This is a genomic window from Yokenella regensburgei, assembly GCF_051486985.1.
In the GTDB taxonomy this organism is placed as follows: domain Bacteria; phylum Pseudomonadota; class Gammaproteobacteria; order Enterobacterales; family Enterobacteriaceae; genus CBFFRJ01.
The window spans coordinates 38,938-62,317 of the sequence record NZ_JAHVDV010000012.1; the positions used below are offsets into that span (position 1 = coordinate 38,938).

The 23,380-nt window shown below is 55.5% G+C and carries 25 protein-coding genes; 12 read left to right on the top strand and 13 right to left on the bottom strand.

Annotated elements, in window-relative coordinates; genetic code table 11:
• The first annotated feature begins 161 nt into the window (after positions 1–161).
• On the top strand, positions 162–962 hold the full coding sequence (fdhD, locus tag KXR87_RS10535) for a formate dehydrogenase accessory sulfurtransferase FdhD (protein WP_437432214.1): 801 nt from the start codon (positions 162–164) through the stop codon (positions 960–962).
• 129 nt (positions 963–1,091) lie between these two features.
• Complete coding sequence (locus KXR87_RS10540) at positions 1,092–1,301, top strand: YdgH/BhsA/McbA-like domain containing protein (RefSeq protein WP_437432215.1); 210 nt, start codon at positions 1,092–1,094, stop codon at positions 1,299–1,301.
• Between the two features lie 91 nt (positions 1,302–1,392).
• On the opposite strand, the gene nadS is transcribed toward KXR87_RS10540, so the two are convergent.
• On the bottom strand, positions 1,393–1,665 hold the full coding sequence (gene nadS / locus KXR87_RS10545; RefSeq protein ID WP_437432216.1) for a NadS family protein: 273 nt from the start codon (positions 1,663–1,665) through the stop codon (positions 1,393–1,395).
• Between the two features lie 60 nt (positions 1,666–1,725).
• Positions 1,726–2,007, bottom strand: coding sequence for a type II toxin-antitoxin system RelE/ParE family toxin (locus KXR87_RS10550; protein ID WP_437432217.1), 282 nt, complete (start codon positions 2,005–2,007; stop codon positions 1,726–1,728).
• Positions 2,008–2,273: 266 nt separating this feature from the next.
• On the opposite strand from KXR87_RS10550, the gene KXR87_RS10555 reads away from it, so the two are divergent.
• Entirely contained in the window at positions 2,274–2,486 is a 213-nt protein-coding gene (locus KXR87_RS10555) for a YdgH/BhsA/McbA-like domain containing protein (protein WP_437432218.1), read from the top strand.
• 79 nt (positions 2,487–2,565) lie between these two features.
• Here KXR87_RS10555 and KXR87_RS10560 read toward each other — a convergent pair whose 3' ends face one another.
• Together KXR87_RS10560 and KXR87_RS10565 are read right to left on the bottom strand one after the other, a co-directional pair.
• Entirely contained in the window at positions 2,566–2,889 is a 324-nt protein-coding gene (locus tag KXR87_RS10560) for an AzlD domain-containing protein (RefSeq protein WP_437432219.1), read from the bottom strand.
• The gene (locus tag KXR87_RS10565; protein ID WP_437432220.1) at positions 2,889–3,551 is read right to left on the bottom strand and encodes an AzlC family ABC transporter permease; all 663 of its coding nucleotides are present in this window, start codon (positions 3,549–3,551) and stop codon (positions 2,889–2,891) included. The genes KXR87_RS10560 and KXR87_RS10565 overlap by 1 nt, the downstream gene beginning before the upstream one ends.
• A gap of 104 nt (positions 3,552–3,655) precedes the next feature.
• Between KXR87_RS10565 and KXR87_RS10570 the strand changes: the two genes are divergently transcribed.
• The 6 genes from KXR87_RS10570 (at position 3,656) to KXR87_RS10595 (ending at position 9,440) form a co-directional block, all read left to right on the top strand.
• On the top strand, positions 3,656–4,204 hold the full coding sequence (locus KXR87_RS10570) for a helix-turn-helix domain-containing protein (RefSeq protein WP_437432221.1): 549 nt from the start codon (positions 3,656–3,658) through the stop codon (positions 4,202–4,204).
• Between the two features lie 60 nt (positions 4,205–4,264).
• The gene (locus KXR87_RS10575; RefSeq protein ID WP_437432222.1) at positions 4,265–5,260 is read left to right on the top strand and encodes a LacI family DNA-binding transcriptional regulator; all 996 of its coding nucleotides are present in this window, start codon (positions 4,265–4,267) and stop codon (positions 5,258–5,260) included.
• Positions 5,261–5,374: 114 nt separating this feature from the next.
• Entirely contained in the window at positions 5,375–7,498 is a 2,124-nt protein-coding gene (locus tag KXR87_RS10580; protein ID WP_437432223.1) for an alpha-galactosidase, read from the top strand.
• Between the two features lie 45 nt (positions 7,499–7,543).
• Positions 7,544–8,806 carry an MFS transporter gene (locus KXR87_RS10585; RefSeq protein WP_437432224.1) on the top strand — a complete coding sequence of 421 codons (1,263 nt, stop codon included), beginning with the start codon at positions 7,544–7,546 and terminating at the stop codon, positions 8,804–8,806.
• Positions 8,807–8,890: 84 nt separating this feature from the next.
• The gene (locus KXR87_RS10590) at positions 8,891–9,157 is read left to right on the top strand and encodes a type II toxin-antitoxin system ParD family antitoxin (RefSeq protein ID WP_437432225.1); all 267 of its coding nucleotides are present in this window, start codon (positions 8,891–8,893) and stop codon (positions 9,155–9,157) included.
• Complete coding sequence (locus KXR87_RS10595) at positions 9,144–9,440, top strand: type II toxin-antitoxin system RelE/ParE family toxin (protein WP_437432226.1); 297 nt, start codon at positions 9,144–9,146, stop codon at positions 9,438–9,440. The genes KXR87_RS10590 and KXR87_RS10595 overlap by 14 nt, the downstream gene beginning before the upstream one ends.
• Before the next feature lie 26 nt (positions 9,441–9,466).
• On the opposite strand, the gene rhaM is transcribed toward KXR87_RS10595, so the two are convergent.
• From rhaM to rhaB, 9 genes are all read right to left on the bottom strand, one after another.
• Positions 9,467–9,781: an L-rhamnose mutarotase gene (gene rhaM, locus KXR87_RS10600; RefSeq protein WP_437432227.1), complete on the bottom strand. Its 315-nt coding sequence runs from the start codon at positions 9,779–9,781 to the stop codon at positions 9,467–9,469.
• On the bottom strand, positions 9,778–10,926 hold the full coding sequence (gene fucO, locus KXR87_RS10605) for a lactaldehyde reductase (protein ID WP_437432228.1): 1,149 nt from the start codon (positions 10,924–10,926) through the stop codon (positions 9,778–9,780). The genes rhaM and fucO overlap by 4 nt, the downstream gene beginning before the upstream one ends.
• Positions 10,927–11,206: 280 nt before the next feature.
• Entirely contained in the window at positions 11,207–12,211 is a 1,005-nt protein-coding gene (locus KXR87_RS10610) for an ABC transporter permease (RefSeq protein ID WP_437432229.1), read from the bottom strand.
• On the bottom strand, positions 12,208–13,212 hold the full coding sequence (locus KXR87_RS10615; RefSeq protein WP_437432230.1) for an ABC transporter permease: 1,005 nt from the start codon (positions 13,210–13,212) through the stop codon (positions 12,208–12,210). The genes KXR87_RS10610 and KXR87_RS10615 overlap by 4 nt, the downstream gene beginning before the upstream one ends.
• Positions 13,212–14,723: a sugar ABC transporter ATP-binding protein gene (locus KXR87_RS10620; protein ID WP_437432231.1), complete on the bottom strand. Its 1,512-nt coding sequence runs from the start codon at positions 14,721–14,723 to the stop codon at positions 13,212–13,214. The genes KXR87_RS10615 and KXR87_RS10620 overlap by 1 nt, the downstream gene beginning before the upstream one ends.
• A 459-nt stretch (positions 14,724–15,182) precedes the next feature.
• The gene (gene rhaS / locus KXR87_RS10625; RefSeq protein WP_437432232.1) at positions 15,183–16,169 is read right to left on the bottom strand and encodes a rhamnose ABC transporter substrate-binding protein; all 987 of its coding nucleotides are present in this window, start codon (positions 16,167–16,169) and stop codon (positions 15,183–15,185) included.
• A 333-nt stretch (positions 16,170–16,502) separates the two neighbouring features.
• Positions 16,503–17,333 (bottom strand): rhamnulose-1-phosphate aldolase, encoded by an 831-nt coding sequence (rhaD, locus tag KXR87_RS10630; RefSeq protein WP_437432233.1) that lies wholly within the window; start codon positions 17,331–17,333, stop codon positions 16,503–16,505.
• Positions 17,334–17,590: 257 nt separating this feature from the next.
• Positions 17,591–18,850, bottom strand: coding sequence for an L-rhamnose isomerase (locus tag KXR87_RS10635; protein ID WP_437432234.1), 1,260 nt, complete (start codon positions 18,848–18,850; stop codon positions 17,591–17,593).
• Positions 18,847–20,316, bottom strand: a complete 1,470-nt coding sequence (gene rhaB, locus KXR87_RS10640; RefSeq protein ID WP_437432235.1) for a rhamnulokinase — start codon at positions 20,314–20,316, stop codon at positions 18,847–18,849. The genes KXR87_RS10635 and rhaB overlap by 4 nt, the downstream gene beginning before the upstream one ends.
• 303 nt (positions 20,317–20,619) lie before the next feature.
• Here rhaB and rhaS (KXR87_RS10645) point away from each other — a divergent pair, with 303 nt between their 5' ends.
• From rhaS (KXR87_RS10645) to sodA, 3 genes are all read left to right on the top strand, one after another.
• Positions 20,620–21,456, top strand: coding sequence for an HTH-type transcriptional activator RhaS (gene rhaS / locus KXR87_RS10645; RefSeq protein ID WP_437432236.1), 837 nt, complete (start codon positions 20,620–20,622; stop codon positions 21,454–21,456).
• A gap of 79 nt (positions 21,457–21,535) precedes the next feature.
• On the top strand, positions 21,536–22,384 hold the full coding sequence (gene rhaR, locus KXR87_RS10650; protein ID WP_437432237.1) for an HTH-type transcriptional activator RhaR: 849 nt from the start codon (positions 21,536–21,538) through the stop codon (positions 22,382–22,384).
• Between the two features lie 178 nt (positions 22,385–22,562).
• A complete protein-coding gene (sodA, locus tag KXR87_RS10655) occupies positions 22,563–23,183 on the top strand; it encodes a superoxide dismutase [Mn] (protein ID WP_437432238.1) in 621 nt (206 codons plus the stop codon).
• The last annotated feature ends 197 nt before the right edge of the window (positions 23,184–23,380 follow it).

A 23,380-nucleotide genomic window follows, 5' to 3' on the forward strand; every position in this document is an offset into this window, starting at 1 on the left:
GTTGTTATTTACTTTGCGGTCGACGCCGCAAAGGTTCAGAATTGCTGTAAATCCCCTGGTCCAAAAGGGGTATGCCCCAGAATACCACATTGCGGGTACGCCTGTTTTAATTCGGTTAATACAACGTGAACAAAATCCATACTGAAGAAGACGAAATTGCTATGCAGATCACAGGTGCGCGCCAGGTCTCACTCTGGAAACGGGAAGATCTGCAGCATACCCAGCCTGACGTTCTGGCCGAAGAAGTGCCGGTGGCGTTGGTTTATAACGGCATTTCGCACGTCGTGATGATGGCATCGCCCAAAGAGCTCGAGTGGTTTGCTATTGGGTTTTCCTTATCCGAAGGGATTATTGAGAGCACATCAGACATCTATGGCATGGAGGTCGTCCCTTCCTGTAACGGCCTGGAGGTACAGATAGAGTTATCCAGCCGCCGCTTTATGGGATTAAAAGAGCGCCGCCGTGCGCTGGCCGGGCGAACAGGGTGTGGGGTCTGCGGTGTTGAGCAGCTTAATGACATCGGAAAACCGGTTACGCCGCTTTCTTTTACTCAAACGTTTGATCTGGCGAACCTTGATCAGGCTCTCCATCAGCTGACAGATTTTCAACCTGTCGGGACGCGCACGGGATGCACCCATGCCGCCGCCTGGATGTTACCGTCCGGTCAGCTGATTGCAGGGCATGAAGATGTGGGGCGCCATGTGGCGCTGGATAAACTGCTGGGGCATCGCGCGCACAAAGGAGAGCCCTGGACGCAGGGGGCGGCGCTGGTCTCCAGTCGGGCGAGTTATGAAATGGTGCAGAAAGCGGCGATGTGTGGCGTGGAAATTCTCTTTGCCGTCTCCGCAGCAACCACGCTGGCGGTTGAGGTTGCTGAACGCTGCAACCTGACGCTGGTGGGGTTTAGCAAACCGGGCAGGGCGACGGTTTACACGCATCCCCGGCGTTTAATTGCAGGTTGATGAGTTAGTCAATAATTTTGACAATTAAAAGCAAAACCTTCCGCTTTTTGTTGATGGGGTAGAGGTCTATTATCTATTCCATCGAGGCACGGTGCCTCACCCAAACAAATAACCTGAAGGATTTACATCATGAAAAGCATCAAAACTTTCGTTGCAGTTATCGCCCTTGCTACTTCTTTTGGTTCTTTCGCGGCACAAACCGTTACCGCAACCGGTTCAACAATGGATGGTGCGGAAGCCAAAATCGCCGCTCAGGCTCAGCAGGCGGGTGCGTCTTACCACATCACTGAAGCTTTCACCGGTGACCGTGTACATATGACCGCCCAATTGACCAAGTAAAAATCAGTACTGTCGAAAGAGCGCCTGCGGGCGCTTTTTTCGTTTTTGTAATGTCCGAAATCCACACTACTTTTTCAAACGGGAAAGGTTTTTAGGGTGTTGATAATTTGAGGCTTATTTCCAAAAGAAACAGGAGCTTCAACGCGATGCCTGATGGAACTCTACGCTGCTGTTCCCAGCTGCGAACAAGATCCACGCTTAGACCAATCGCATCCGCGAATTCAGCGTGTTTCATACCTGCATTTTTTCGAATGGCTTTAACATCAGGCAGAATATGACGATGAATATTTTCGGGTGCTGGAATTATCTGGCCTTTCTCAATGGCCACCATCTCTTCCAGGCTGGTCACAAGATCTGCAAACAATGTTTTATCCCGTTTTCTTTCCTCATAAGGAAGGCCGGGTACCCCTCAGGGCAATACCCCTTATTCCCGGAGCTGAGACCGTGTTTTCAAAATTGCTTTCTCAGCCTCGTTTAACTCATCTTTTACGTTTTTCGGGTATATGAGTATCAGGTAAATTCTCTCACTCGCTAATTTAACGTAGTAGCTAACCCTCACTCCCCCTCGCTTTCCTGTGCCTGGACGGGTCCAGCAGATCTTTTTACACCCACCAGTATGTCCAGTCACATCACCCCGTTCATATGCTTCCTGCAAATAGCTCTGAAGCGCCTGAAATTCATCATCCTGCATCAGGCTTCTCTTCATCGCGCTTCAGTCGGCAATACGAAAACTGCGCCTGTTAGATGTCCTGTCATTGCAAACGGTGTCGTCTCAGGAACCGTGTGCAAACGACTGTATTTGAAAAGTGGTTGCAGCCAGTCTGGCAGGTACTATTAATCTAAAAATTAATTCAATAAAATTGAATGATAAATGCAAATCATTCCACTTTCAGTTGAGGGTTAACAGGTCTATTATTTATTTCATCGAGGCGCGGTGCCTTAATTAAACAAACTTACTAAAGGATACATATCATGAAAAGCATCAAAACTTTTGTTGCAGTTATCGCTCTGGCTACTTCTTTCGGTTCTTTCGCGGCTCAAACTGTGACCGCAACGGATACCACTCTTTCTGGCGCAGAAGCCAAAATCGCCGCTCAGGCACAGCAGGCCGGCGCAGCCTCTTACCAGATTACCGAAGCCTTCTCTGGCAACCAGGTTCACATGACCGCTGAACTTAGCAAATAAGTTGTCCCGCACTGCCGCTGTCCCTTGCTCTTCGGAGCGGGGACAGGTTCTTTCCCATCCGGCTCTTTACACTCTCCCTTTATTGCACGCCCGCCAGACGCAACAGCGCCGTTACCACCGCGGCGGAAATAATCACCACAATTAACGGCATCTTGCGCCAGGCAAGAAACAGGGCAAACAGCACGCCCAGCACCCGCGCCATTCCGGCAAAATGTTCACCTTCATACAGCGTTGCCGCCAGCGCCACGGCAAACAGCAGGGTGGTAGCCGCATCCGAGAGCAGCGCCTGCGCGCGCTCCGACAGGGCCAGCTTACTGCCGAGCTTCGCCCCCCCCAGCCGCATCAGATAAGTGCCCGCCGATAAAATCGCAATGCCACCAATGATGAGCGTCGTGTTCGCCATTATTTCTTCCTCGCGAGCAGACCAAGTAAAGAGAGCAGCACCGGCAGCCCCACCGGCGTAAAGGGCACCGCCGCCAGCGAGATAACCGCCCCGCTGGCGGCGCGAATCAGCGTGGTTCGCTTCTTCAGTGCGGGTAGCACCAGTGCCAGTAAAATGGCGGGGAAGACCGCATCCAGGCCGATAGTTTCCGGCGCGGGCAACAGTTTTCCGACTCCGGCACCGACCAGCACCCCCGCCGGCCAGAACAGAGCCACACCCAAACCGCAGAGCCAGTAAGCCGCTTTGCGCTGTTCTGGCGTAGGCTGGGATAAACCAAACACCACGCTTTCATCGTTCATGATGTGGCAGCCTAAAAAGCCTGCCGCACGGCTGCCGACCAGTTCACGCACCGTCACCCCAAACGGCAGATGGCGGGCATTTACCAGCAAACCGGCTACTGCGGCAGCCAGCGGATTGCCGCCGCTGGCCACAATCCCGATAAACATAAACTCGGAAGCACCGGCGAGTACCAGCACGGAGAGGGTAAGGGGCACCCAGAGCGGAAAACCGTAGGCCATCGCCAGCGATCCATAGGAGACGCCCACCACGCCAACGGCGAGGCAAACGAGGAAAATGGCCCTGATCGTGTCGTTTGTGAGACTTGAAAAGTGATATCTGAACATAGGTTTTTTAGCTATATCGAACGAGAATCCATTATAATGAACACACTAAAATCGTTTTTCAAGAAGAACGATTCGTTCATTATAACGAACAATGGAGCCGTGTCATGACACAGCCTATTAGCGTGATTGCCAAAAGTCTGGTGCGGGAGCGCCTGAGAACCGGGCTGTCGTTGGCGGAGATCGCCCGCCGTGCCGGGATTGCGAAATCGACGCTTTCGCAGCTTGAGGCCGGGAACGGTAATCCTAGCCTGGAAACGTTATGGTCGCTTTGTGTGGCACTGGATATTCCCTTCGCCCGTTTGCTGGAGCCGCAGGCCAACAAGACGCAGGTGATCCGTCGCGGCGAAGGGACGAAAGTGGTCGCGGAACTGGCGCATTATCAGGCCACCTTGCTGGCTACCTGCCCGCCGGGTGCGCGGCGCGACCTCTATTTTCTGGACGCACAGCCCGGAGCCGATCGCATTTCGCAGCCGCACCCGCCAGGTTCCGTTGAGCACATTATTGTGACCCGGGGTCGGGCGATAGTGGGGCTGATGGAATCGCCGGAAGAACTCAGCGCAGGGGATTACATCTGTTACCCTGCCGATCTTGAGCATATTTTTAAGGCGCTGGAGCCTGACACCCAGGCCATTCTGGTCGCAGAACAGAATTAAGCCACCGCACCGCATGCCCGCTGGACGGGAACAGCTGCGCTGACAAAGACAGGGTAAGGTATGTCACTTAAAGCAATCGCCAAACAACTCGGTATTTCCGTCACCACCGTCAGCCGTGCGCTGAACGGCTATGATGATGTCTCGCAGGAGACGCGTGCCCGTGTGCAGGCTGAAGCGGACAGACGCGGCTATCGCCCTAATACCCTGGCCCGCCGCCTGAAGATGGGCAAAATCGATGCTGTCGGGCTGGTTTTTCCGGTACACCCGGTGCCGCTCAATAACAGCGTATTTATGGAAATGGTGGGGGAGATCAGCCGGGAGCTGGCGAACCACGATATCGATTTACTGTTGATTGCTGATGATGACCTGGCGGACAAGCACAGCTATTTGCGCATGGTGCAAAGTCGCCGGGTGGATGCGCTGATTGTTGCCCACACGCTGGACAATGACGTCCGGCTGGCGCAGTTGCAGGCCACCGGTTTTCCCTTCCTCGCGCTGGGGCGCAGCCAGCTTGCAAGGCCTTATGCGTGGTTTGATTTTGATAACTATGCCGGGACTTATCGCGCTACCCGTTACCTTATTGAAAAAGGCCATCAGCGTATTGCGCTACTGGGTGAGAACAACAATCAGGCGTTTATTACTCAGCGACGCCAGGGCTACCTGGATGCGCTGCGCGACAGCGGCTTATCGAGCGAATGGCTCCGCATGTTGCCCCCTTCACGCCGTGCGGGCTACCAGGCAGTAGAAGCCCTTCTTGCGCTGCCCGAACCGCCACAGGCCATTATTACCGACTGCAACACTCACGGGGACGGTGCCGCTATGGCACTGATCAAGCAAGGAAAACTGCTCGGTGACAACCGTGTGGCATTGGTGGTATATGACGGATTACCCGACGACAGCATTGTCGACGTGGATGTCGCCGCCGTCGTGCAGGCCACCCGCGAAGCGGTAGGTAAGCAGATTGCCGACATGGTACTTCAGCTTATTGCGGGCGAACCTGTAGGCCAATTACAGGTGCTCTGGCAGACCGAATTCCGCCCCGGCGTCACCGCCTGACTTCTCTCATTCAATGCGCAAATTTTTGAGTAGATCACATAACCAAAACGTTTCGGTTGTGATCCGAAACGTTTCGGATCAAGGATAGCGGCATCCCGAATCTGGAGACGCCCTATGGAAGCTCGTTATCTGCGCCTTGAAAGCGCAACAACCGATGTGGTTATTAAAACCCACCCTTTTGCTGAAATCGTTTACTGGGGGCCGCACCTCCATCACTACTCGCCCGAGGATGCGCAAAGCCTGGTACGCCCGGTTGCTAACGGCAGACTGGACGTAGATTCCCCGGTCACATTGATGGCGGAATCCGGGCATGGCCTGTTTGGTTCGCCGGGGCTGGAAGGGCACCGTAATGGGCTGGACGGCTCGCCGATTTTCACCACTATCGATGTGCAACATCATGAGCAAAGCGTGACCCTGACCAGCGAAGACGTGGTGGCGGGGCTGCAACTGACCAGCAAACTGCGTCTCGACGCGACCGGCGTGCTACAAATTCGCCATGGCCTGGCCAACCTGATGGCGGATGACTGGCAGGTGAATCGGCTGGCCGTGACGCTGCCGGTTGCGGAGTACGCTCGTGACGTGATGGCGTTTCATGGACGCTGGATCCGCGAATTTCAGCCGCACCGCGTCACCCTTGAACACGACAGCTTTGTGATTGAAAACCGTCGCGGGCGCACCTCTCATGAACACTTCCCGGCGCTGATGACTGGTAGCCCGCACTTCAGTGAATCGCAGGGCAGCGTCTGGGGCGTGCATCTGGGCTGGAGCGGCAACCACCGCCTGCGTGCGGAAGTGAAAACCGACGGCCGTCGCTATCTTCAGGCTGAAGCGCTCTATCTGCCTGGTGAAATGGCGCTAGCGGAAGGAGAAACCTTGTGGACCCCGTGGCTCTACGCCAGCCACTCCGCGCAGGGGCTGAACGGCATGAGCCAGCAGTTCCATCGATTCCTGCGTGCCAGGGTTATCCGTTTCGTCGGGGACAAGCCGCGCCCGGTGCACCTTAACACCTGGGAAGGCATCTATTTTGACCATAACCCGGCGCACATCATGAAGATGGCCGAAGAGGCTGCCGCGCTCGGCGTAGAGCGCTTCATCATTGATGACGGCTGGTACAAAGGGCGTAACGACGACTTTGCCGCGCTCGGCGACTGGTATCTGGATGAGGGGAAATACCCGGATGGGCTGCGGCCCGTTATCGACCATGTTAAAGCGCTGGGCATGGAGTTCGGCATCTGGGTTGAGCCGGAGATGATCAGTCCGAACTCGGATTTGTACCGTGCCCATCCCGACTGGGTGCTGGCGCTGGAGGGCTATTCGCAGATCCTCGGCCGCCATCAACTGGTACTGAACATCACGATCCCTGAGGCGTTTGATTACCTGCTGGCGCGTATGAGCTGGTTGCTTGGCGAGCATGAGATTGACTATGTGAAGTGGGACATGAACCGCGAACTGGTGCAGCCGGGTCAGGGGCGTCGCGCTGCGGCTGACGCGCAAACCCGCGCCTACTACCGCCTGCTCGACACCCTACGCAGCCGGTTCCCGCATATTGAATTTGAGTCCTGTTCGGCGGGCGGTGGACGCATCGATTATGAAGTATTGACCCGTTGCCACCGCTTCTGGGCATCGGATAACAACGATGCGCTGGAACGTAATATTATCCAGCGCGGCATGAGCTATTTCTTCCCGCCGGAAGTGATGGGTGCGCACATCGGCAATCACCGTTGCCATGCCACCTGGCGCCAGCACAGCATTGAGTTTCGCGGCCTGACGGCGCTGTTCGGGCATCTCGGTCTGGAGCTGGATCCGGTCAATGCCGATGCCAAAGAGCGTGCAGGCTACCGCCACTACGCCGCGCTCTATAAACAGTGGCGTGAAGTGATTCACAGCGGCACGCAGTGGCGTATTGATATGCCGGACAGCACCACGCTGGTACAAGGGATCGTGAGTCAGGATAAACGCCAGGCGCTGTATACCGTCAGCCAACTGGCGATGCCGGACTATACGCTGCTGGCCCCCCTGCGCCTTGCCGGTCTGGAGGCTCAGGCGCGGTATCGCATTACGCTTCTCGATCACCCGAACATCCGTATTACCGATGAGGGAGGCCACACCATGCGCCAGCTTCCGGCATGGATGACGGTACCGCAAATCGTCAGCGGGGAGTGGCTGATGCAGGCGGGGCTCGCGCTACCAGTGCTCGATCCGGAAAGCGCTATTTTGGTCGGTTTTGAACGCGTGTGACCCTAACGGGGCCGCGCTGCGGCCTCACTTCTGAGGATAATAAGAATGAACACGACCCCCTGTACCCATAAAAATAACCCGACGTTCTGGATCTTTGGCATCTTCGTATTTTTGTATTTCTTCATCATGGCCACCTGTTTTCCATTCCTGCCTATCTGGCTCTCGGATGAAATTGGCCTCAGTAAAACCCACACTGGCATTGTCTTTTCCTGCATGTCGCTTTCAGCCATCTCTTTCCAGCCGATTCTGGGCGTGGTTTCTGACAAACTTGGACTGAAGAAAAACATGCTGTGGGTGATCGTCAGCATGTTGGTACTCTTCGCGCCGTTCTTCCTGTACGTTTTCGCCCCGTTGTTGAAATTCAACATCTGGGCCGGTGCGCTGGCAGGAGGCTTATATATTGGCTTTGTCTTTTCTGCGGGCTCCGGTGCCATTGAAGCCTATGTGGAGAAGGTAAGCCGCCACAGCCATTTCGAATATGGTAAAGCACGCATGTTTGGCTGCCTCGGCTGGGGGCTGTGTGCTTCGACCGCTGGCATTCTGTTCAGCATTAACCCGGCGTTTGTCTTCTGGATGGGCTCTGCGGCAGCCGTCGTGTTAATGGTGTTGCTGGCGCTGGCGAAGGTGCAGTCGCAGGAAACCCTCACCGTGGGGACAGGTGAAAGCCGCCCGGCGACCATTAATATCCGTATGGTCATCGACCTGTTTCGCATGAAAAAGATGTGGATGTTTATTCTGTACGTGGTGGGCGTGGCCTGCGTGTATGACGTCTTCGACCAGCAGTTTGCCACCTTCTTTAAGTCCTTTTTTGATACCCCACAGGCGGGAACCAAAGCCTTTGGTTTTACCACCACGGCAGGGGAATTATGTAACGCAGTCATTATGTTCTGCTCGCCGTGGATCATTAACCGCATTGGTGCCAAAAACACGTTGCTGATTGCCGGACTGATGATGACAACTCGCATTATTGGTTCGTCGTTTGCCACTACGGTTTATGAAGTGATCGCGCTGAAAATGCTCCACGCGCTGGAGGTGCCGTTCCTGCTGGTGGGGGCATTCAAGTACATCACGGGCGTCTTTGATACCCGCCTGTCGGCGACTATCTATCTGATTGGTTTTAACTTCGCCAAACAGCTGGCGGCGATATTCCTCTCCGCGTTTGCCGGCAACATGTATGACCGGATTGGCTTCCAGGACACCTACTTAATCCTCGGCTGCTTTGTGCTGGCGATTACGCTGGTGTCAGCCTTTACGCTGAGCGGCAGGCAACCTACGGTGGTGACGGGGGGAACGCTGGAGGCGAGGTAAGGCAGAAAAACGCAGCTCTTATGGTGGCAAAACAGCATAAAGCTGTTTTAAAATGTAAGAATAGTTCTTACATCTGGAGCAGGTATGGCACGTACAATGACTGTAGATCTGGGCGATGAACTTCGTGAGTTTGTTGAGTCGCTGATCGCTACCGGGGATTATCGAACGCAAAGTGAAGTGGTTCGTGATTCCTTAAGACTGCTACGCGAGCAGCAGGCGCAATCGCGTTTAAATCAGCTAAGAGCGTTGTTATCTGAAGGGCTGGAAAGCGGTGAAGCGAAAAAATGGGAGCAGGATGCTTTCCTCAGAAACATCAAAGCCAGGGTGGCGACAAAGGATGAGAGAGATTGAGTTAACGCCGAAAGCGAATGAAGATCTTGAAAACATTTGGTTATACGGCTTTGAGATGTTCGGTATGGAAAAGGCAGATCGCTACATTCTGCATATCTCTTCCGTATTTGGTCATCTTGCACAACATAGTGCTGGCAAGCGAAGAGGGGAATTAGGGCAGGACATTCGTTCATTTCCCTGTCGGCAACATGTCATTTTCTATAAAGAAAACAGGCAAATGATATCCATTATCCGCGTATTACATCATTCGCGGGATGTCGAAACCCATCTGTATTGGCAATAGCTCCCCCTGCGAGGAGCTATTGCGTTTTACGCCAGGTAAAACACTTCGTTAAGCTCTGTGCTCACCGGGCTGTTGTCCGGGTTGGAGGGCATCACATCACTCATGTGTTTCCACCAGCGCTGGCAGACGTCGGTGTTAGCCACCGCGTTCCAGCGCTCTTCGGACTCAATTTCCACTGTCGCGAACAGCAGGTTACGGGCTTTATCAAGGTAAATGGCGTAGTGATGTGCGCCATGAGCCTTCAGCACAGCCTCAAGCTCAGGCCAGATGGGGTTATGACGACGCTCATACTCTTCGTGCGCGTCAGGATTTACCTGCATCACAAAGGCCTTACGGATCATAAAGCCTCCAGGTAGAGCTCGCGGACTTCATCACGGCTGGCGGTGCGCGGGTTGCATGGTGCGCAGGGGTCCGCCAGCGCCTTGTCCAGCCAGCCTTCGATATCCTCTTTGGTAACACCAAGCTGACTGAAGCCAGACGGAATGCCCACGCGTGCGCTGAGATCGCGAATGGCCTGAATCGCCGCCATGCTCGCCGCTTCATCGCTCATGCCACGGGTATCAACACCCATCGCCTGAGCCACGCGGGCAAAGCGGGCAACAGCATTCGGTCGGTTAAAGTTTTCGATTACCGGCAGCAGGATGGCGTTACAGACCCCGTGCGGCAGATTGTGAGTGGCGCCCGGCTGGTGAGCGAGAGCGTGGACCAGGCCCAGACCGGCGCTGTTAAACGCCATCCCCGCCAGGTACTGACCAAAGGCCATCTGTTCACGGGCTTCGATATTGTGACCATCGTCGACCGCTTTGGGCAGCCACAGATTGATGAGGCGGATGGCTTCCAGCGCATTAGCGTCAGTAAGCGGATGTGCGCCTACGGAAACATAGGCTTCTACAGCGTGAGTCAGGGCATCCATCCCGGTTGCGGCGGTTACAGATGCCGGGATTTCCAGCATCACGCTGGCATCGTCCACGGCAATATCCGGGATGATGTTCGGGTCGATGATGACCTCTTTCACCTGGCGAGCAGAGTCGATGATGACCGCGTTGCTGGTCATCTCGGCAGCGGTTCCGGCGGTGGTGTTGATGGCGACCAACGGCACGCCCGCATTTGTCACTTTGCCCACACCGGAATATGCAGTAGACGGGCCGGGGTTAGCGGTGAGGATTTTCACGGCTTTGGCGGTATCGATTGGGCTGCCGCCGCCGAAAGCGATCACGTAATCGCAGCCGGCAGTCTGGTAGGCTTCATAGCCTTTTTGCACCAGTTCTTCGGTCGGGTTAGGGAAGACGTCATCAAACAGGTGATATGACATCTGATGGGCGTCGAGTGCGGCGAAGAGGCTGTCCAGCAGGCCGAGTTTGACCAGCTGGCCGTCGGTCACAATCAGCGCTTTACCCCACTGTTTGCCTGCGACCAGGTTGACCATGTCACCGATTGCACCCGCACCATGCAGGCTGATTTTCGGAAGGGCTAACATAAAGCTCATAATGTATCTCCTTAATTACTTTTATTTTTTCCGGCGGCCAGACTCCATGCCGTCGGAGGTATTCTGTTCCCCTCACCCTAACCCTCTCCCCTTTGGAGCGAGGGGATGGTCCGGTACGCTCCAGCGCTCAGGAGCTAAACAATGGCTGAGAGCAGTTTTCACCCTCTCCCCTTTGGTGCGAGGGGATGGTCCGGTGCGCTCAAGCGCTCAGGAGCCAAACAATGGCTGAGAGCGGTTTTCACCCTCTCCCCTTTGGGGAGAGGGCAGGGGTGAGGGGCAATTAACCCCTTCTGCGCTGCATGACCCGGCGGTAGATAATTGGCAAAGAAATCACCACGATCAGCATCGCGCCGACGATAATCGACATCACAATGCCCGGCACGTTAAGCAGGCTCAGACCAAAGGTCACAAGCCCCATCAGGAAGGCGGCAATCACCACGCCCACCATGCTGCCAGAGCCGCCAAGAATGTTGACGCCGCCCAGCACCGCCATCGTCACCACCGCCAGCTCCCAGCCCATCGCAATCGTCGGACGGGTACTGCCCAGGCGTGACGTCAGCAACACCGACGCCAGGCCCGCCATCAGCCCCACCAGCGCAAACAGGATCAGGTTGTGGCGCTTCACATTGATGCCGGAATACCACGCGCCCGTCGGGTTGTTGCCGATGGCGTAAGTGCGACGACCAAAGTTGGTGCGATGCAGTACAAAAGCAAAGACGATGGCGAGCACAATAAACAGCGCAAACTCGAACGACAGCGCGCCGAAGACATAGCCCTGACCAAACCAGGCGAAGCTCTCCGGGTAAGCGTTAAGCGCCTGATCGCCCAGCAGAATGTAGGTGATGCCGCGGTACAGGCTCATGGTGCCGATGGTGATGACGATGGACGAGAGGTTAAAGCGCGTCACCAGCAGACCATTAAACAGCCCGCAAAGCAGACCTACCCCCAGTCCGACGCAGACCAGCAGCGGCGTGTCCAGACCCGCTGCGGCACAAAACCCCATCACCGTTGAACTCAGCGCGATGGTGGAGGCGACCGACAGGTCAATCTCACGAGCAATGATCAGCATCGCCATGGGCAGCACGATGATCGCCTTTTCCGTGAAGTTGAAGGTGGCGTCTGAGAGGTTCCAGATATTGAGGAAATAAGGTGAGGCCAGCGAGTTGGCAATGAACACCGCCAGCGTCACCGCCAGTAAAAAACCTTCCCAGCAGAGCAGGCGCTGCCAGAAGGACGTTGCGACGGGAACGTTGTTCACCGCGTCAGGCGTCAGCATTTTGGTCATGATTTCACCGCCACTTTCTGTCGTGCCAGGGCTGCATCGCGCAGGATCAGACGCCCTTTGCGTTTGTTGCCACGTTCATTCAGCAGAACCGCAATGACAATCACCGTGCCGGAAATCGCCATCTGCCAGAAGGGGGAAATACCGATGACAGGCAGCGCGTTGTTGATAACGCCAAGGAACAGCGCACCCAACAAACACCCGAGTACCCGGCCTGTTCCGCCCATGGTACTGATACCGCCAATTACACAGGCTGCCACGACCTGCAGTTCGAAACCGTTAGCCACGTCGACATAGGCGACAGCGAAGCGGGAAATCCACAGGTAGCCGCAAAAACCCGCCAGCGCCCCGGAAAGACAGAAACTGACGAACTGCATTTTTCCGGCGTTGATTCCGGTGTAGTACGCTGCCGTAGCGTTGCCGCCAGCGGTGTAGAGGGCACGCCCGGTGCGGCTGTAGCGCAGGAAATAGCCCACCAGCAGCAATGCCGCTACGGCACACCAGCTCAACAGCGGTAACCCGAGCAGGGAGGTGCGAGGCAGGCTGAGGAAGTCAGCGCTCATCTGGTGTGAGTTAATCCAGCCGCCATCTGAAAGCAGGAAGATAATGCCGCGATAGATGCTCATGGTACCGAGCGTCACCACAATCGCCGGAATGCCCATCTTCCAGACCAGCAGGCCGTTAATCATGCCCATCACCAGGCCGAGCGCAGTAGCCAGAATCAGCAGTGCCCAGACCGGAATTGTCGGGTAGTGGAAGTTCAGCAAAGCGACGATCATGCCGGTCAGTGCGAGGTTGGCCGCCATCGACAAATCAATGCCTTTGGTCAGCAGCACCATCATCTGCCCGAGCGCGAGGATGATAAGAATGGAGGTGTCGTTAAACATCTCCACCAGGTTGCCGGGACCGATAAACGACGGCACGCGGCTGCCGATAGCCAGCACCATCAGCACCACCACGCCGCCCAGCAGGGCTTCGCGATGTTTAAGAAGTTGTTGCCACATTATGCTGCCTCCTTACCGGCACCGCTGGCGGCGCTGACGATGGTTTCTGCCGTGGCTTCACCGGCGTTGTATTCCGCCACCATCAGCCCTTCATGCATCACAATGATCCTGTCCGCCATGCCCATCACCTCCGGCAGTTCCGACGACACCATGATCACCGCTAGTCCGTGGGAGACCAGTTCGGACATAAACTGGTGCACCGCCGCTTTCGAACCGATATCAATGCCTTTCGTCGGTTCGTCGAGGATGATCACATCCGGGTGGGTGGCGAGCCATTTGCCGATCACGACCTTTTGCTGATTGCCGCCGGAAAGGGTTTCCACTGGTTGTTTCCAGCTAAAGGCCTTCACCTGCAGGCGTCTGGCGTATTCATCCGCCAGCGCCCACTCTCTGGCATCGTTGAGCACGCCGTTGGGGTTGAGTTTGCCAAGCTGCGGCAGGCTGATGTTCTGGGCAATCGGCAGTTCAATGATCGCTCCCTGCTTTTGGCGCTCTTCCGGCACGCAGACAATCCCGGCCTGAATGGCATCCGCAGGCTGACGGAAATGCACCGCTTTGCCATTGAGGACGATCTCGCCAGAGGACGGGCGGGAAACGCCGGAGAGCGCCTGCATCAACTCGGTACGCCCGGCACCGACCAGACCGTAGAAGCCGAGGATTTCCCCCTTACGCAGAGAGAAATTGATATGGGCAAACTCGGTAGGGTGACAGAGATCTTTCACCTCCAGCACCGTGTTGCCCCTTTCACAGACCACTTTCGGGTAGGTCTGGGTGATGGCGCGCCCGACCATCATCGACACCATGCGTTCCTCGGTAATATCCTGCATCGCGCCGGAACCGATATAGACGCCGTCGCGCAGAATGGTGTAGTAGTCCGCCAGTTCGAAGATTTCATCGAACTTGTGCGAGATAAAGAGGATGGCTTTTCCCTCGTTTTTTAAACGCTCAACGATTTGATAAAACTCCAGAATTTCATGCTGAGACAGTGCCGCCGTGGGTTCGTCGAGAATCACTACCTGCGCTTCGAATGACAGCGCACGGGCAATCGCCACCATATGGCGCTGGGCGATGCTCAGGGTTTTGAGGGTGGCACGTGGATCAATCTGCACTTCGAGGCGGGTCAGGATATCCCGTGCCTTCTGATGCATGGCGGGCCAGTCGAGCTTTTTCAACAGACCCTTGCTGATGTACTGACCGACGAAAATGTTCTCGGTGACGGACAACTCGTCGAACAGTACGGTTTCCTGGTGTATGGCGGTGATCCCCACCTTGTGCGCAGATTCCGGTGTCGGAAGCTGAATGGGAATGGCTTTATAAAGGATTTCGCCCTCTTCAGGCTGGTAAATACCGGTCATGACTTTGACCAGCGTGGACTTGCCCGCGCCGTTTTCACCGATGAGGGCGGTGACGCTGCCGGGCCAGAGGTCGAGCTGCACGTTCTCAAGGGCACGCACACCAGGGAATACCTTGGTGATGCCTTTGAGGGACAGCAGGGGTGTGGATGCCGTCATAATGTTCTCCATAAAATTTCCCCTCACCCCACCCCCTCTCCCCATAGGGGCGAGGGGCTCGATCGGTTCCCTTCTCGCCTGAAGGGCGAAGGGCTCGATCGGTTCCCTTCTCGCCTTAAGGGCGAAGGGCTCGATCGGTTCCTTCTCGCCTTAAGGGCGAAGGGCTCGATCGGTTCCCTTCTCGCCTGAAGGGCAAGGGGCTCGATCGGTTCCTTCTCGCCTTAAGGGCAAGGGCTCGATCGGTTCCCTCTCGCCTTAAGGGCAAGGGCTCGATCGGTTCCTTCTCGCCTGAAGAGCAAGGGTTCGATCGGTTCCCTCTCGCCTTAAGGGCAAGGGCTCGATCGGTTCCTTCTCGCCTGAAGAGCAAGGGCTCGATCGGTTCCTTCTCGCCTGAAGAGCAAGGGCTCGATCAGTTCCCTCTCCCCTGTGGGGAGAGGGTTAGGGTGAGGGGCGAAGTTGTTAGAAAATTTTCGAGAACTTATCAATGTTGCTGGCGTCGTAGACGAACGGCTCTGCCATTGCGCCACTGCCGTCGGCATCCAGTTTCACCTTGCCGAGTTTGCCCATATTGGCCTCGGTTTTGGTCGCCGTCCCTTTCACTAAGTCATCGGCCAGGTACGTTGCGGCATAACCCAGATCGATGGGGTTCCAGATGGCGAAACTTTTCGTCGCCCCGGATTTCACCGCACCGGCCATTTCAGACGGCAGGCCAAGACCCGTGACGTACACTTTGCCAATCTTGCCCTGGTCTTTCACCGCCTGCGCTGCCGCCACGATGCCCACGGAGGACGGGGAGACAATCACCTTCAGGTCCGGGTAAGATTTCAGCAGGCCAACCGCTTCGCGGTAGCTCTTATCGGAGAGATCGTCACCGTAGGCAACGGTGACCAGATTGATGGACGGGTACTTCGGCAGCACCTTTTTCATCTCATCAATCCAGATGTTCTGGTTGGTGGAGGTCGGCGTTGCGCTGAGGATAGCCACGTCCCCCTTTTCCACATTCAGTGCTTTCAGCGCATCGGCCGCCAGCTTGACGTTGGTTTCGCCAATCAGGGCATTGTTAGACGGGTTCAGGTGAATCTGACGACCGCCTTTCGCCACGCCAGAGTCCCAGGAGACGACTTTAATGCCGCGCTGCATGGCTTTTTTCAGTACCGGGACCACGGCATCGGGATCGTTGGCGGAAATCGCGATCGCATCCACACCCTGAGCGATCAGGCCGTTAAGCACTTCGATCTGTGCTTCTGCGGTGGTGGTGGTCGGGCCGGTATAGATAACTTTGACATCACCTAACTCTTTGGCAGCTTCCTGCGCGCCGGTGTTTGCTGCTTCAAAAAAACCATTTCCTAATGATTTCGCTACAAGGGCAATTTTGACTTCTGCTAAAGCGGAACCGGACAACGCCAGAGCGGCAACGGTGAGGATTAAGCTTGTCTTTATTTTCATTGCTTTTACTCCACTGAGTTAGATTCCCGTCGTCATTCGCATTGCAGGTGCGTTGGCGTTCTCACGAACCCCGGTTACTTACTGTTGTAAGCGCCCGGAAATTCGCTGCGACGCTGCCTTCCTGCACTGCGAAATCCATAGGAATAGATTGTTTGCAGGTAACAGAGTTTCCCCTTCGGATCGTTGCCCGAAGGGGTTATATACCCGTCATACTTCAAGTTGCAGGTGCGTTGGCTTTCCTCGCTCACCCGGTCACTTACTCTTGTAAGCTCCCGGAGATTCACTGCGTCGCCGCCTTCCTGCAACTCAAATTATTTAGGGTATTAGACGTTCTTAGTGGTACAGCTCTAATGCACTGGCCAGCGGGGTGACGCCAAAGCGTTTACCCAACGCGATCAACTCTTCGCGGGTGATGGTCTGCTTCATGCCGCCCATGGAGTAGACTTTCACCAGCACTTCTGCAGATTTCTCCGCGGTATCGATAAGACCAAAGGTCTCGTCCAGCGTCGGGCCGCTGCCGAAAACGCCGTGGAACGGCCACAGCACCAGTGAATGTTTGTTCATCGCCTGGGCGGTAGCCTGACCGATTTCGTCAGTACCCGGCACCATCCACGGCAGAATGCCTACGCCGTCCGGGAAGACCACCAGACACTCGGTGCTCCCTTCCCACAGTTTGCGGGTGATAAGATCGGAATCATTCTCCAGCACGTAGGTCAGGGCGATCAGGTTGGTGGCATGACAGTGCATGATGACACGGTCTTTGCCGTCGGTAGCCTTGATGCGCTCGCAGTGTGACAGGAAGTGGGCCGGCAGTTCAGAGGTCGGCACCGCTTCGTTCGTCAGACCCCATAGAATGTGGTAGCCCGCGCCGTCGCTGTCCACTTTTACCACACCGAGGTTAGCGGCAGGGTCGAGCTGAACGTTACGGAAGAATTTGCCGGAACCGGTGACGATAAACGGCGTGTTGGCGAGCAGCGGCATCGGCTGGCTCAGCGCGATATAACGCGGCTCAGCATGGAAATCAGCTTCATAGGGGGCGATGTCAGCATCATCCAGACGCAGCGTCAGGTTACCGCCGTTGCGCTCATCCCAGCCTTTAAGCCAGGCATCGCTGGTGGCTTTGATCATGCCCTGGGTGAACCAGGCGTTGATAATGTTCTGCATAGTCTTTCGGTTCCTGTTTAATCGGCGAGGTTTTCCCCTCACCCTAACCCTCTCCCCAAAGGGGCGAGGGAACTGTTCGGTGCGTTCCATAACCCCGGTGCACTGGAGCGGGGGAACGGTTTGGTACTCTCCATAACCCCGGTGCACTGGAGCGGGGGAACGATTCGGTATTCTCCATAACCCCGGTGCACTGGGGCGAGGGAACGGTTCGGTCTTCTCCCTCTCCCTTTAAGGAAGGGGGTCGGGGCGAGGGTCAATCACCCGCGGTTACTCAACACCTCTTTCTCATAAGCGCGTACGCTCTGGAGCCACTGGCTACCGGCCGGTGTGTCGTGACGCTGGCAGTACATCTCCCACACGGCCTGCCACGGCAGGCATTTCTGCTCTTCCAGCAGTGCCAGGCGCGCGGTGTAATCACCTTCGGCTTCCAGTTGACGCAGTTGCTCAACCGGCTCCAGCAGGGCACGCAGCAGAGCTTTCTTCATATTGCGGGTACCGATGACCCAGGCGGCGATACGGTTGATAGAGGCATCAAAGAAATCGAGGCCGATGTGTACGCGGTCGAACAGGTTGTGACGCACAATCTCGCTGGCAATCGCCTGGGTTTCGTCGTCCAGCAGCACCACATGGTCACTGTCCCAGCGTACCGGGCGGCTGACGTGCAGCAGCAGGCGCGGCACATAGAGCATGGCGGCGGAGATTTTGTCGGAAATCACTTCGGTTGGGTGGAAGTGGCCGGCATCAAGACACAATGCAGTCTGGCGACTGGCGGCGTAGCCCAGGCAGAATTCGTTGGAGCCAACGGTGTAGCTCTCTGCCCCAATGCCAAACAGTTTGCTCTCAACGGCGTCAATGTGATGCGCCTGGTCGAACTTCTCGCTCAGCGCTTCGTCAAGGGCGGCCATTAAACGCTGACGGGGGGCGAGGCGGTCAACGGTGATGTCTTTCATGCCGTCCGGTACCCAGATGTTCATTACCGACGGCGTGCCAAGCTGCTCACCGAAGTACGCAGAAACGCGACGGCTGGCCTTCACGTGGTCAATCCAGAACTGACGGATTTTCGGGTCGGCATGGGAGAGGGTAAAGCCATCGGCGCTCAGCGGGTGTGAGAAACAGGAGGGGTTAAAGTCCAGACCCAGTTTGTTGGCTTTTGCCCACTCAACCCAGTTTTTGAAGTGTTCAGGCCTGATGGCATCGCGACTGACGGTGGGGCCTGCTTCATGATAAATCGCATGCAGGTTCAGGCGCTTAGGACCTGGGATCAAACTCAGTGCCTGTTCCAGATCCGCTCGCAATTCAGTGGCGCTACGCGCTTTGCCCGGATAGTTGCCGGTCGCCTGAATGCCGCCGGTCAGGCTGCCTTCCGGGTTTTCAAAACCAGCAACGTCATCGCCCTGCCAGCAGTGCATGGAGACCGGTAGTCTGTCGAGCTGGCGCAGCGCCTCTTCGACATCAATGCCTACTGCATTGAAGCGCTGTTTAGCGATTTCCCAGGCGTGTTCAAGTTGAGTGGTCATGCGCAAAGCTCCTTAGTCTGTCGTTTTTGCTGAAACCGCACGACGTAGCGGGCAATTTCGTTATCAGGATTGGGGGTGTAGGTTGTCAGCGCGTAGCTCGCGGCAACAACGTCACGAAAAGCATCGACACTCTTCAGTTCGTTCAGTGTCATCAGTTGCACGCCAATATTGCCAAGGGTGGAGGCTTCAATCGGGCCTGCCACCACGGGCAGACCGCAGGCATCGGCACAAAGTTGGTTCAGAAGCTGGTTCTGGCAGCCGCCGCCGACAATATGCAGTTGGGTAAAGGGTGTACCGCGAAGGCGGGCGAGCTCGCTCAGGACATCGGCATAGAGCAGCGCCAGGCTGTCAAAAATGCAGCGTGCCAGCTCGGCATCGCTGTGCGGCTCAGGCTGCTGGCTTTCGCGACAGGCGGCCTGGATCTCCTCACTCATATTGCGCGGGTTGATGAAGCGTTCGTCGTTGGGGTTGATAACGAACTGGCATGAAGGCAGCGCGCTGGCCCCGGCAATCAGCGCAGGCAGGTCTTCCACCTGATGCTCTTTCAGTACGCGCTGGAGCAGCCATAAGCCCATGATATTTTTTAGTACCCGGTAACGCCCTTCCGCCCCCCCTTCGTTAGTGATATTGGCGGCCAGGGCCTCGTCACCGGTGTAAGGCGTGGTGCTCTCAAAACCCATCAGCGACCAGGTGCCGGACGCGAGATAGGCGGCGCTGGTATGTTTCAGCGGCGAGGCGATGACGGCGCTGGCGGTATCATGGCTGGCAACGGCGACGACCGGAATGGCCTCGCCCTGTGGGCTGTTCCAGTGGCCGATCACATTGCCCGGATGCGTCGGAGTACCAAACCAGGATGCGGGTACGCCCGTCCAGTCGAGCAGCGTATCGTCCCAGTTGTCGGTTTCAATATTGACCAGTTGGGTGGTGGTGGCATTCGTGTATTCCCAGTTCAGATTACCGGTCAGGCGGAAGCTGAAATAGTCAGGGATCAGCAGAGCATGTTCTGTTGCGTTCACGACGTCCGGCTGCTGCTGGGCGAGGGCATAGAGCTGATAGAGCGTGTTAAAGGGGAGAAACTGAATCCCGCTGCGGCGATAGATGTCGGCTTTGCCGAGTGCCGCCTGGGCGCGTGCCATGATGCCATCGGTGCGGTGGTCGCGATAGGAGACGGGGAGGCCTACTCGCTGCCCGTGTTTATCAATCAGTACATAATCCACGCCCCAGGTGTCGATACCAATGCTGTCGATCTTCACACCCTCGGCACAGGCTTTTTCCAGCCCCAGACAGATTTCATCTTCAAGCGCGTCGATATCCCAGCAGTCGGCACCCTGTTTTTTTTCCAGATAATTGGCGAAGCGATGAACTTCACGCAGCGTGAGCATCCGCTGTTCTGTCGCGTAGCAGGCCAGCATTACGCGGCCGCTGGAAGCACCAAGATCGACGGCGACACAATGGCGAAAAGTCATGGTGAGGTCCTTGTGAGAGTTGTTACCCCCACTCTAAAAAAAGGACGCTCAGGTAACCTTCTTGTTACTGACAGTCGCCATGAGGGACTGGCAAGAAAGCAAAGGTGAAAGTGAGAGAGTTCACACTTTCGGGTAAAAGTGAGGCGCGTTACAGGTGTGACGGATGCCGCAATTCCTGATCTTTCACGCGCTTTCTTAAAAAACCGACAGGCTTTGCCGCGTTTGCGGTCAAAAATTCAAGGTGCGAATCGTTACCCTTAATTACTATTTTGAGAACATTTCTCATTAGTGAGTAGGGCAATCATGACCGTATTACACAGCGTGGATTTTTTTCCTTCGGGCATCACGCCAGTGGCTATCGAACCGCGATTGCCCCAGGCGGCATTTCCTGAGCATCACCATGATTTCCATGAGATTGTTATCGTAGAGCACGGCACGGGTATCCATGTTTTTAATGGTCAGTCGTATACCATAAGCGGTGGCACAGTCTGCTTCGTGCGCGATCATGACAGGCATTTATATGAACATACTGACAACCTCTGTCTGACCAATGTGCTCTACCGCTCGCCGGATGCGTTCAGGTTCCTGGCGGGCTTAAACGAACTGCTGCCACAGGAGCAGGATGGTCATTACCCGTCCCACTGGCGCGTTAATCAGTGTGTGCTTCAGCAGGTTCGCCAGATAATCGGCCAGATGGAAACGCTGGGGGATGGGCTGGATATGCCGACCACCGCTAACCGCGAAATTCTCTTTATGCAGTTGCTGGTGTTGCTGCGAAAAAGCAGCCTGGAAGAGGGGGCAATCAGTAACGATGCGCGACTGAATCAGTTGATGTCCTGGCTTGAGGATCATTTTGCAGAAGAGGTGTGCTGGGAGTCACTGGCAGACCAGTACGCGCTGTCACTGCGAACGCTGCACCGCCAGCTTAAAAGCTACACCGGCCTGACGCCGCAGCGTTATCTCAACCGCCTGAGACTGATTAAAGCGCGTCATATGCTGCGTCATGGGGATGATAGCATCACGGATATCGCTTATCGCTGCGGTTTTGGCGACAGTAACCACTTTTCAACGCTTTTTCGCCGGGAATTTAACTGGTCACCGCGTGATATTCGTCAGGGACGCGATGTGCAACTGCAATAACGGTAACGAGAAGGCTGTCACCGATTTTGTTTTGTAAATCAGCTAATAGTTACCGGTTGTCTTAGGCTGAGGTGATGTTGTGGCAAGCCAGTTAATTCTTCGTAGCGCCGATTTTTTCCCACGGGCAGGGCAGACCGTCGCTGTGGCGGATCGCTATCCGCAAAATGTGTTTGCGGAGCATACGCACGAGTTTTATGAACTGGTGCTGGTCTGGCGAGGCAATGGCCTGCACGTTCTTAACGATCGCCCCTGGCGCATTACCCGCGGCGATCTGTTTTACATTCGCGCTGAAGATAAACACTCCTATGCCTCGGTCAACGACCTGGTGCTGCAAAATATTATCTATTGCCCGGATCGACTATCACTCAATCTTGATTGGGCGGCGCACATTCCGGGGTGTCACGGTTCTGAATGGATGCCCCACTGGCGCATAGGCAGCACCGGCATGGCTCAGGCGCGCCAGGTCATTACGCAGCTTGAGCAGGAGAGTACGAAAAACGACCCTCTCGCGAACGCCATGGCGGAAGTCCTGTTCGCCCAACTGGTGATGACCTTAAAGCGTCATCGCTTTGCCACTGACAATCTGGCCGCGGTGAACAGTGAGCCATTGCTGGACAAACTCATCACCGCCCTCTCCGGTAGCCTTAACCGCAGCTTCCTGCTGGAACAGTTTTGTGAACAGGAGCAGTGCAGCGAACGGGCGCTTCGCCAGCAGTTTCGCACCCAGACCGGCATGACCATTAACCACTATCTGCGCCAGCTGCGGATTTGCCATGCGCAGTATTTATTGCAGCATAGCGAACTGATGATTGGCGAGGTCTCCACACGCTGTGGCTTTGAAGACAGTAACTATTTTTCTGTCGTCTTCACGCGCGAAACGGGTATGACGCCCAGCCAGTGGCGGCAGCGCCATAACGACGCGGCATAGTATCCTCGCGTCGCGACATTCCTTTATGCCACATAGACTTGTTTACATAACAGAATGTTATAACCATAATAAAACTACGGCATTGATAAACATTTTCAATAGCATTTAACTAACTATAATGAACCAACTGCTTACGCGGCGTTAACATACCTGCCGCCCGACAATAATGGAGATTAGTATGAGCTATACACTGCCATCCCTGCCTTATGCGTACGATGCACTTGAACCTCATTTCGACAAGCAGACGATGGAAATCCATCACACTAAACATCACCAGACCTACGTTAACAATGCCAACGCGGCGCTGGAAAGCCTGCCAGAATTTGCCAGCCTCCCTGTTGAAGAGCTGATCACCAAGCTGGATCAACTGCCGGCTGACAAAAAAACCGTACTGCGTAACAACGCAGGTGGTCATGCTAACCACAGCCTGTTCTGGAAAGGCCTGAAAAAAGACACCACCCTGCAGGGTGATCTGAAAGCGGCTATCGAGCGTGATTTCGGTTCTGTTGATAACTTCAAAGCTGAATTTGAAAAAGCAGCAGCGACGCGCTTCGGCTCTGGCTGGGCGTGGCTGGTGCTGAAAGGCGATAAACTGGCTGTGGTTTCTACTGCAAACCAGGATTCCCCGCTGATGGGTGAAGCTATCTCCGGTGCATCTGGCTTCCCGATTCTGGGTCTGGACGTGTGGGAACACGCCTACTACCTGAAATTCCAGAACCGCCGCCCGGACTACATCAAAGAGTTCTGGAACGTGGTGAACTGGGACGAAGCAGCAGCACGTTTCGCCGCTAAGAAGTAATTTCTCGTTATCTCCCGCGCCTTGCGGGTGAGTCCAGCCCCTGCTGACGTTGTCAGCAGGGGCTTTTTTATGGGCCAGACCGGGGGAAGGAATGATAGAAACGCTGATCTGATAAAAATGAAATATTGTTTTAATTTTGCATGTGAGATCACTTTTCCGGGTGTGACGAAGGTCTAACATTTCGCCATCAGCGCTGG

Coding starts and splice junctions, on each gene's coding strand:
- KXR87_RS10635 (WP_437432234.1), bottom strand. CDS start 18,850: ATGACCACTCAACTTGAACACGCCTGGGAAATCGCTAAACAGCGCTTC.
- KXR87_RS10560 (WP_437432219.1), bottom strand. CDS start 2,889: ATGGCGAACACGACGCTCATCATTGGTGGCATTGCGATTTTATCGGCG.
- KXR87_RS10615 (WP_437432230.1), bottom strand. CDS start 13,212: ATGTGGCAACAACTTCTTAAACATCGCGAAGCCCTGCTGGGCGGCGTG.
- KXR87_RS10575 (WP_437432222.1), top strand. CDS start 4,265: ATGTCACTTAAAGCAATCGCCAAACAACTCGGTATTTCCGTCACCACC.
- rhaD (WP_437432233.1), bottom strand. CDS start 17,333: ATGCAGAACATTATCAACGCCTGGTTCACCCAGGGCATGATCAAAGCC.
- KXR87_RS10595 (WP_437432226.1), top strand. CDS start 9,144: ATGAGAGAGATTGAGTTAACGCCGAAAGCGAATGAAGATCTTGAAAAC.
- KXR87_RS10585 (WP_437432224.1), top strand. CDS start 7,544: ATGAACACGACCCCCTGTACCCATAAAAATAACCCGACGTTCTGGATC.
- sodA (WP_437432238.1), top strand. CDS start 22,563: ATGAGCTATACACTGCCATCCCTGCCTTATGCGTACGATGCACTTGAA.
- fucO (WP_437432228.1), bottom strand. CDS start 10,926: ATGAGCTTTATGTTAGCCCTTCCGAAAATCAGCCTGCATGGTGCGGGT.
- rhaS (WP_437432236.1), top strand. CDS start 20,620: ATGACCGTATTACACAGCGTGGATTTTTTTCCTTCGGGCATCACGCCA.
- KXR87_RS10610 (WP_437432229.1), bottom strand. CDS start 12,211: ATGACCAAAATGCTGACGCCTGACGCGGTGAACAACGTTCCCGTCGCA.
- KXR87_RS10550 (WP_437432217.1), bottom strand. CDS start 2,007: ATGAAGAGAAGCCTGATGCAGGATGATGAATTTCAGGCGCTTCAGAGC.
- KXR87_RS10565 (WP_437432220.1), bottom strand. CDS start 3,551: ATGTTCAGATATCACTTTTCAAGTCTCACAAACGACACGATCAGGGCC.
- KXR87_RS10570 (WP_437432221.1), top strand. CDS start 3,656: ATGACACAGCCTATTAGCGTGATTGCCAAAAGTCTGGTGCGGGAGCGC.
- KXR87_RS10620 (WP_437432231.1), bottom strand. CDS start 14,723: ATGACGGCATCCACACCCCTGCTGTCCCTCAAAGGCATCACCAAGGTA.
- KXR87_RS10540 (WP_437432215.1), top strand. CDS start 1,092: ATGAAAAGCATCAAAACTTTCGTTGCAGTTATCGCCCTTGCTACTTCT.
- KXR87_RS10590 (WP_437432225.1), top strand. CDS start 8,891: ATGGCACGTACAATGACTGTAGATCTGGGCGATGAACTTCGTGAGTTT.
- rhaM (WP_437432227.1), bottom strand. CDS start 9,781: ATGATCCGTAAGGCCTTTGTGATGCAGGTAAATCCTGACGCGCACGAA.
- rhaB (WP_437432235.1), bottom strand. CDS start 20,316: ATGACTTTTCGCCATTGTGTCGCCGTCGATCTTGGTGCTTCCAGCGGC.
- rhaS (WP_437432232.1), bottom strand. CDS start 16,169: ATGAAAATAAAGACAAGCTTAATCCTCACCGTTGCCGCTCTGGCGTTG.
- fdhD (WP_437432214.1), top strand. CDS start 162: ATGCAGATCACAGGTGCGCGCCAGGTCTCACTCTGGAAACGGGAAGAT.
- KXR87_RS10580 (WP_437432223.1), top strand. CDS start 5,375: ATGGAAGCTCGTTATCTGCGCCTTGAAAGCGCAACAACCGATGTGGTT.
- KXR87_RS10555 (WP_437432218.1), top strand. CDS start 2,274: ATGAAAAGCATCAAAACTTTTGTTGCAGTTATCGCTCTGGCTACTTCT.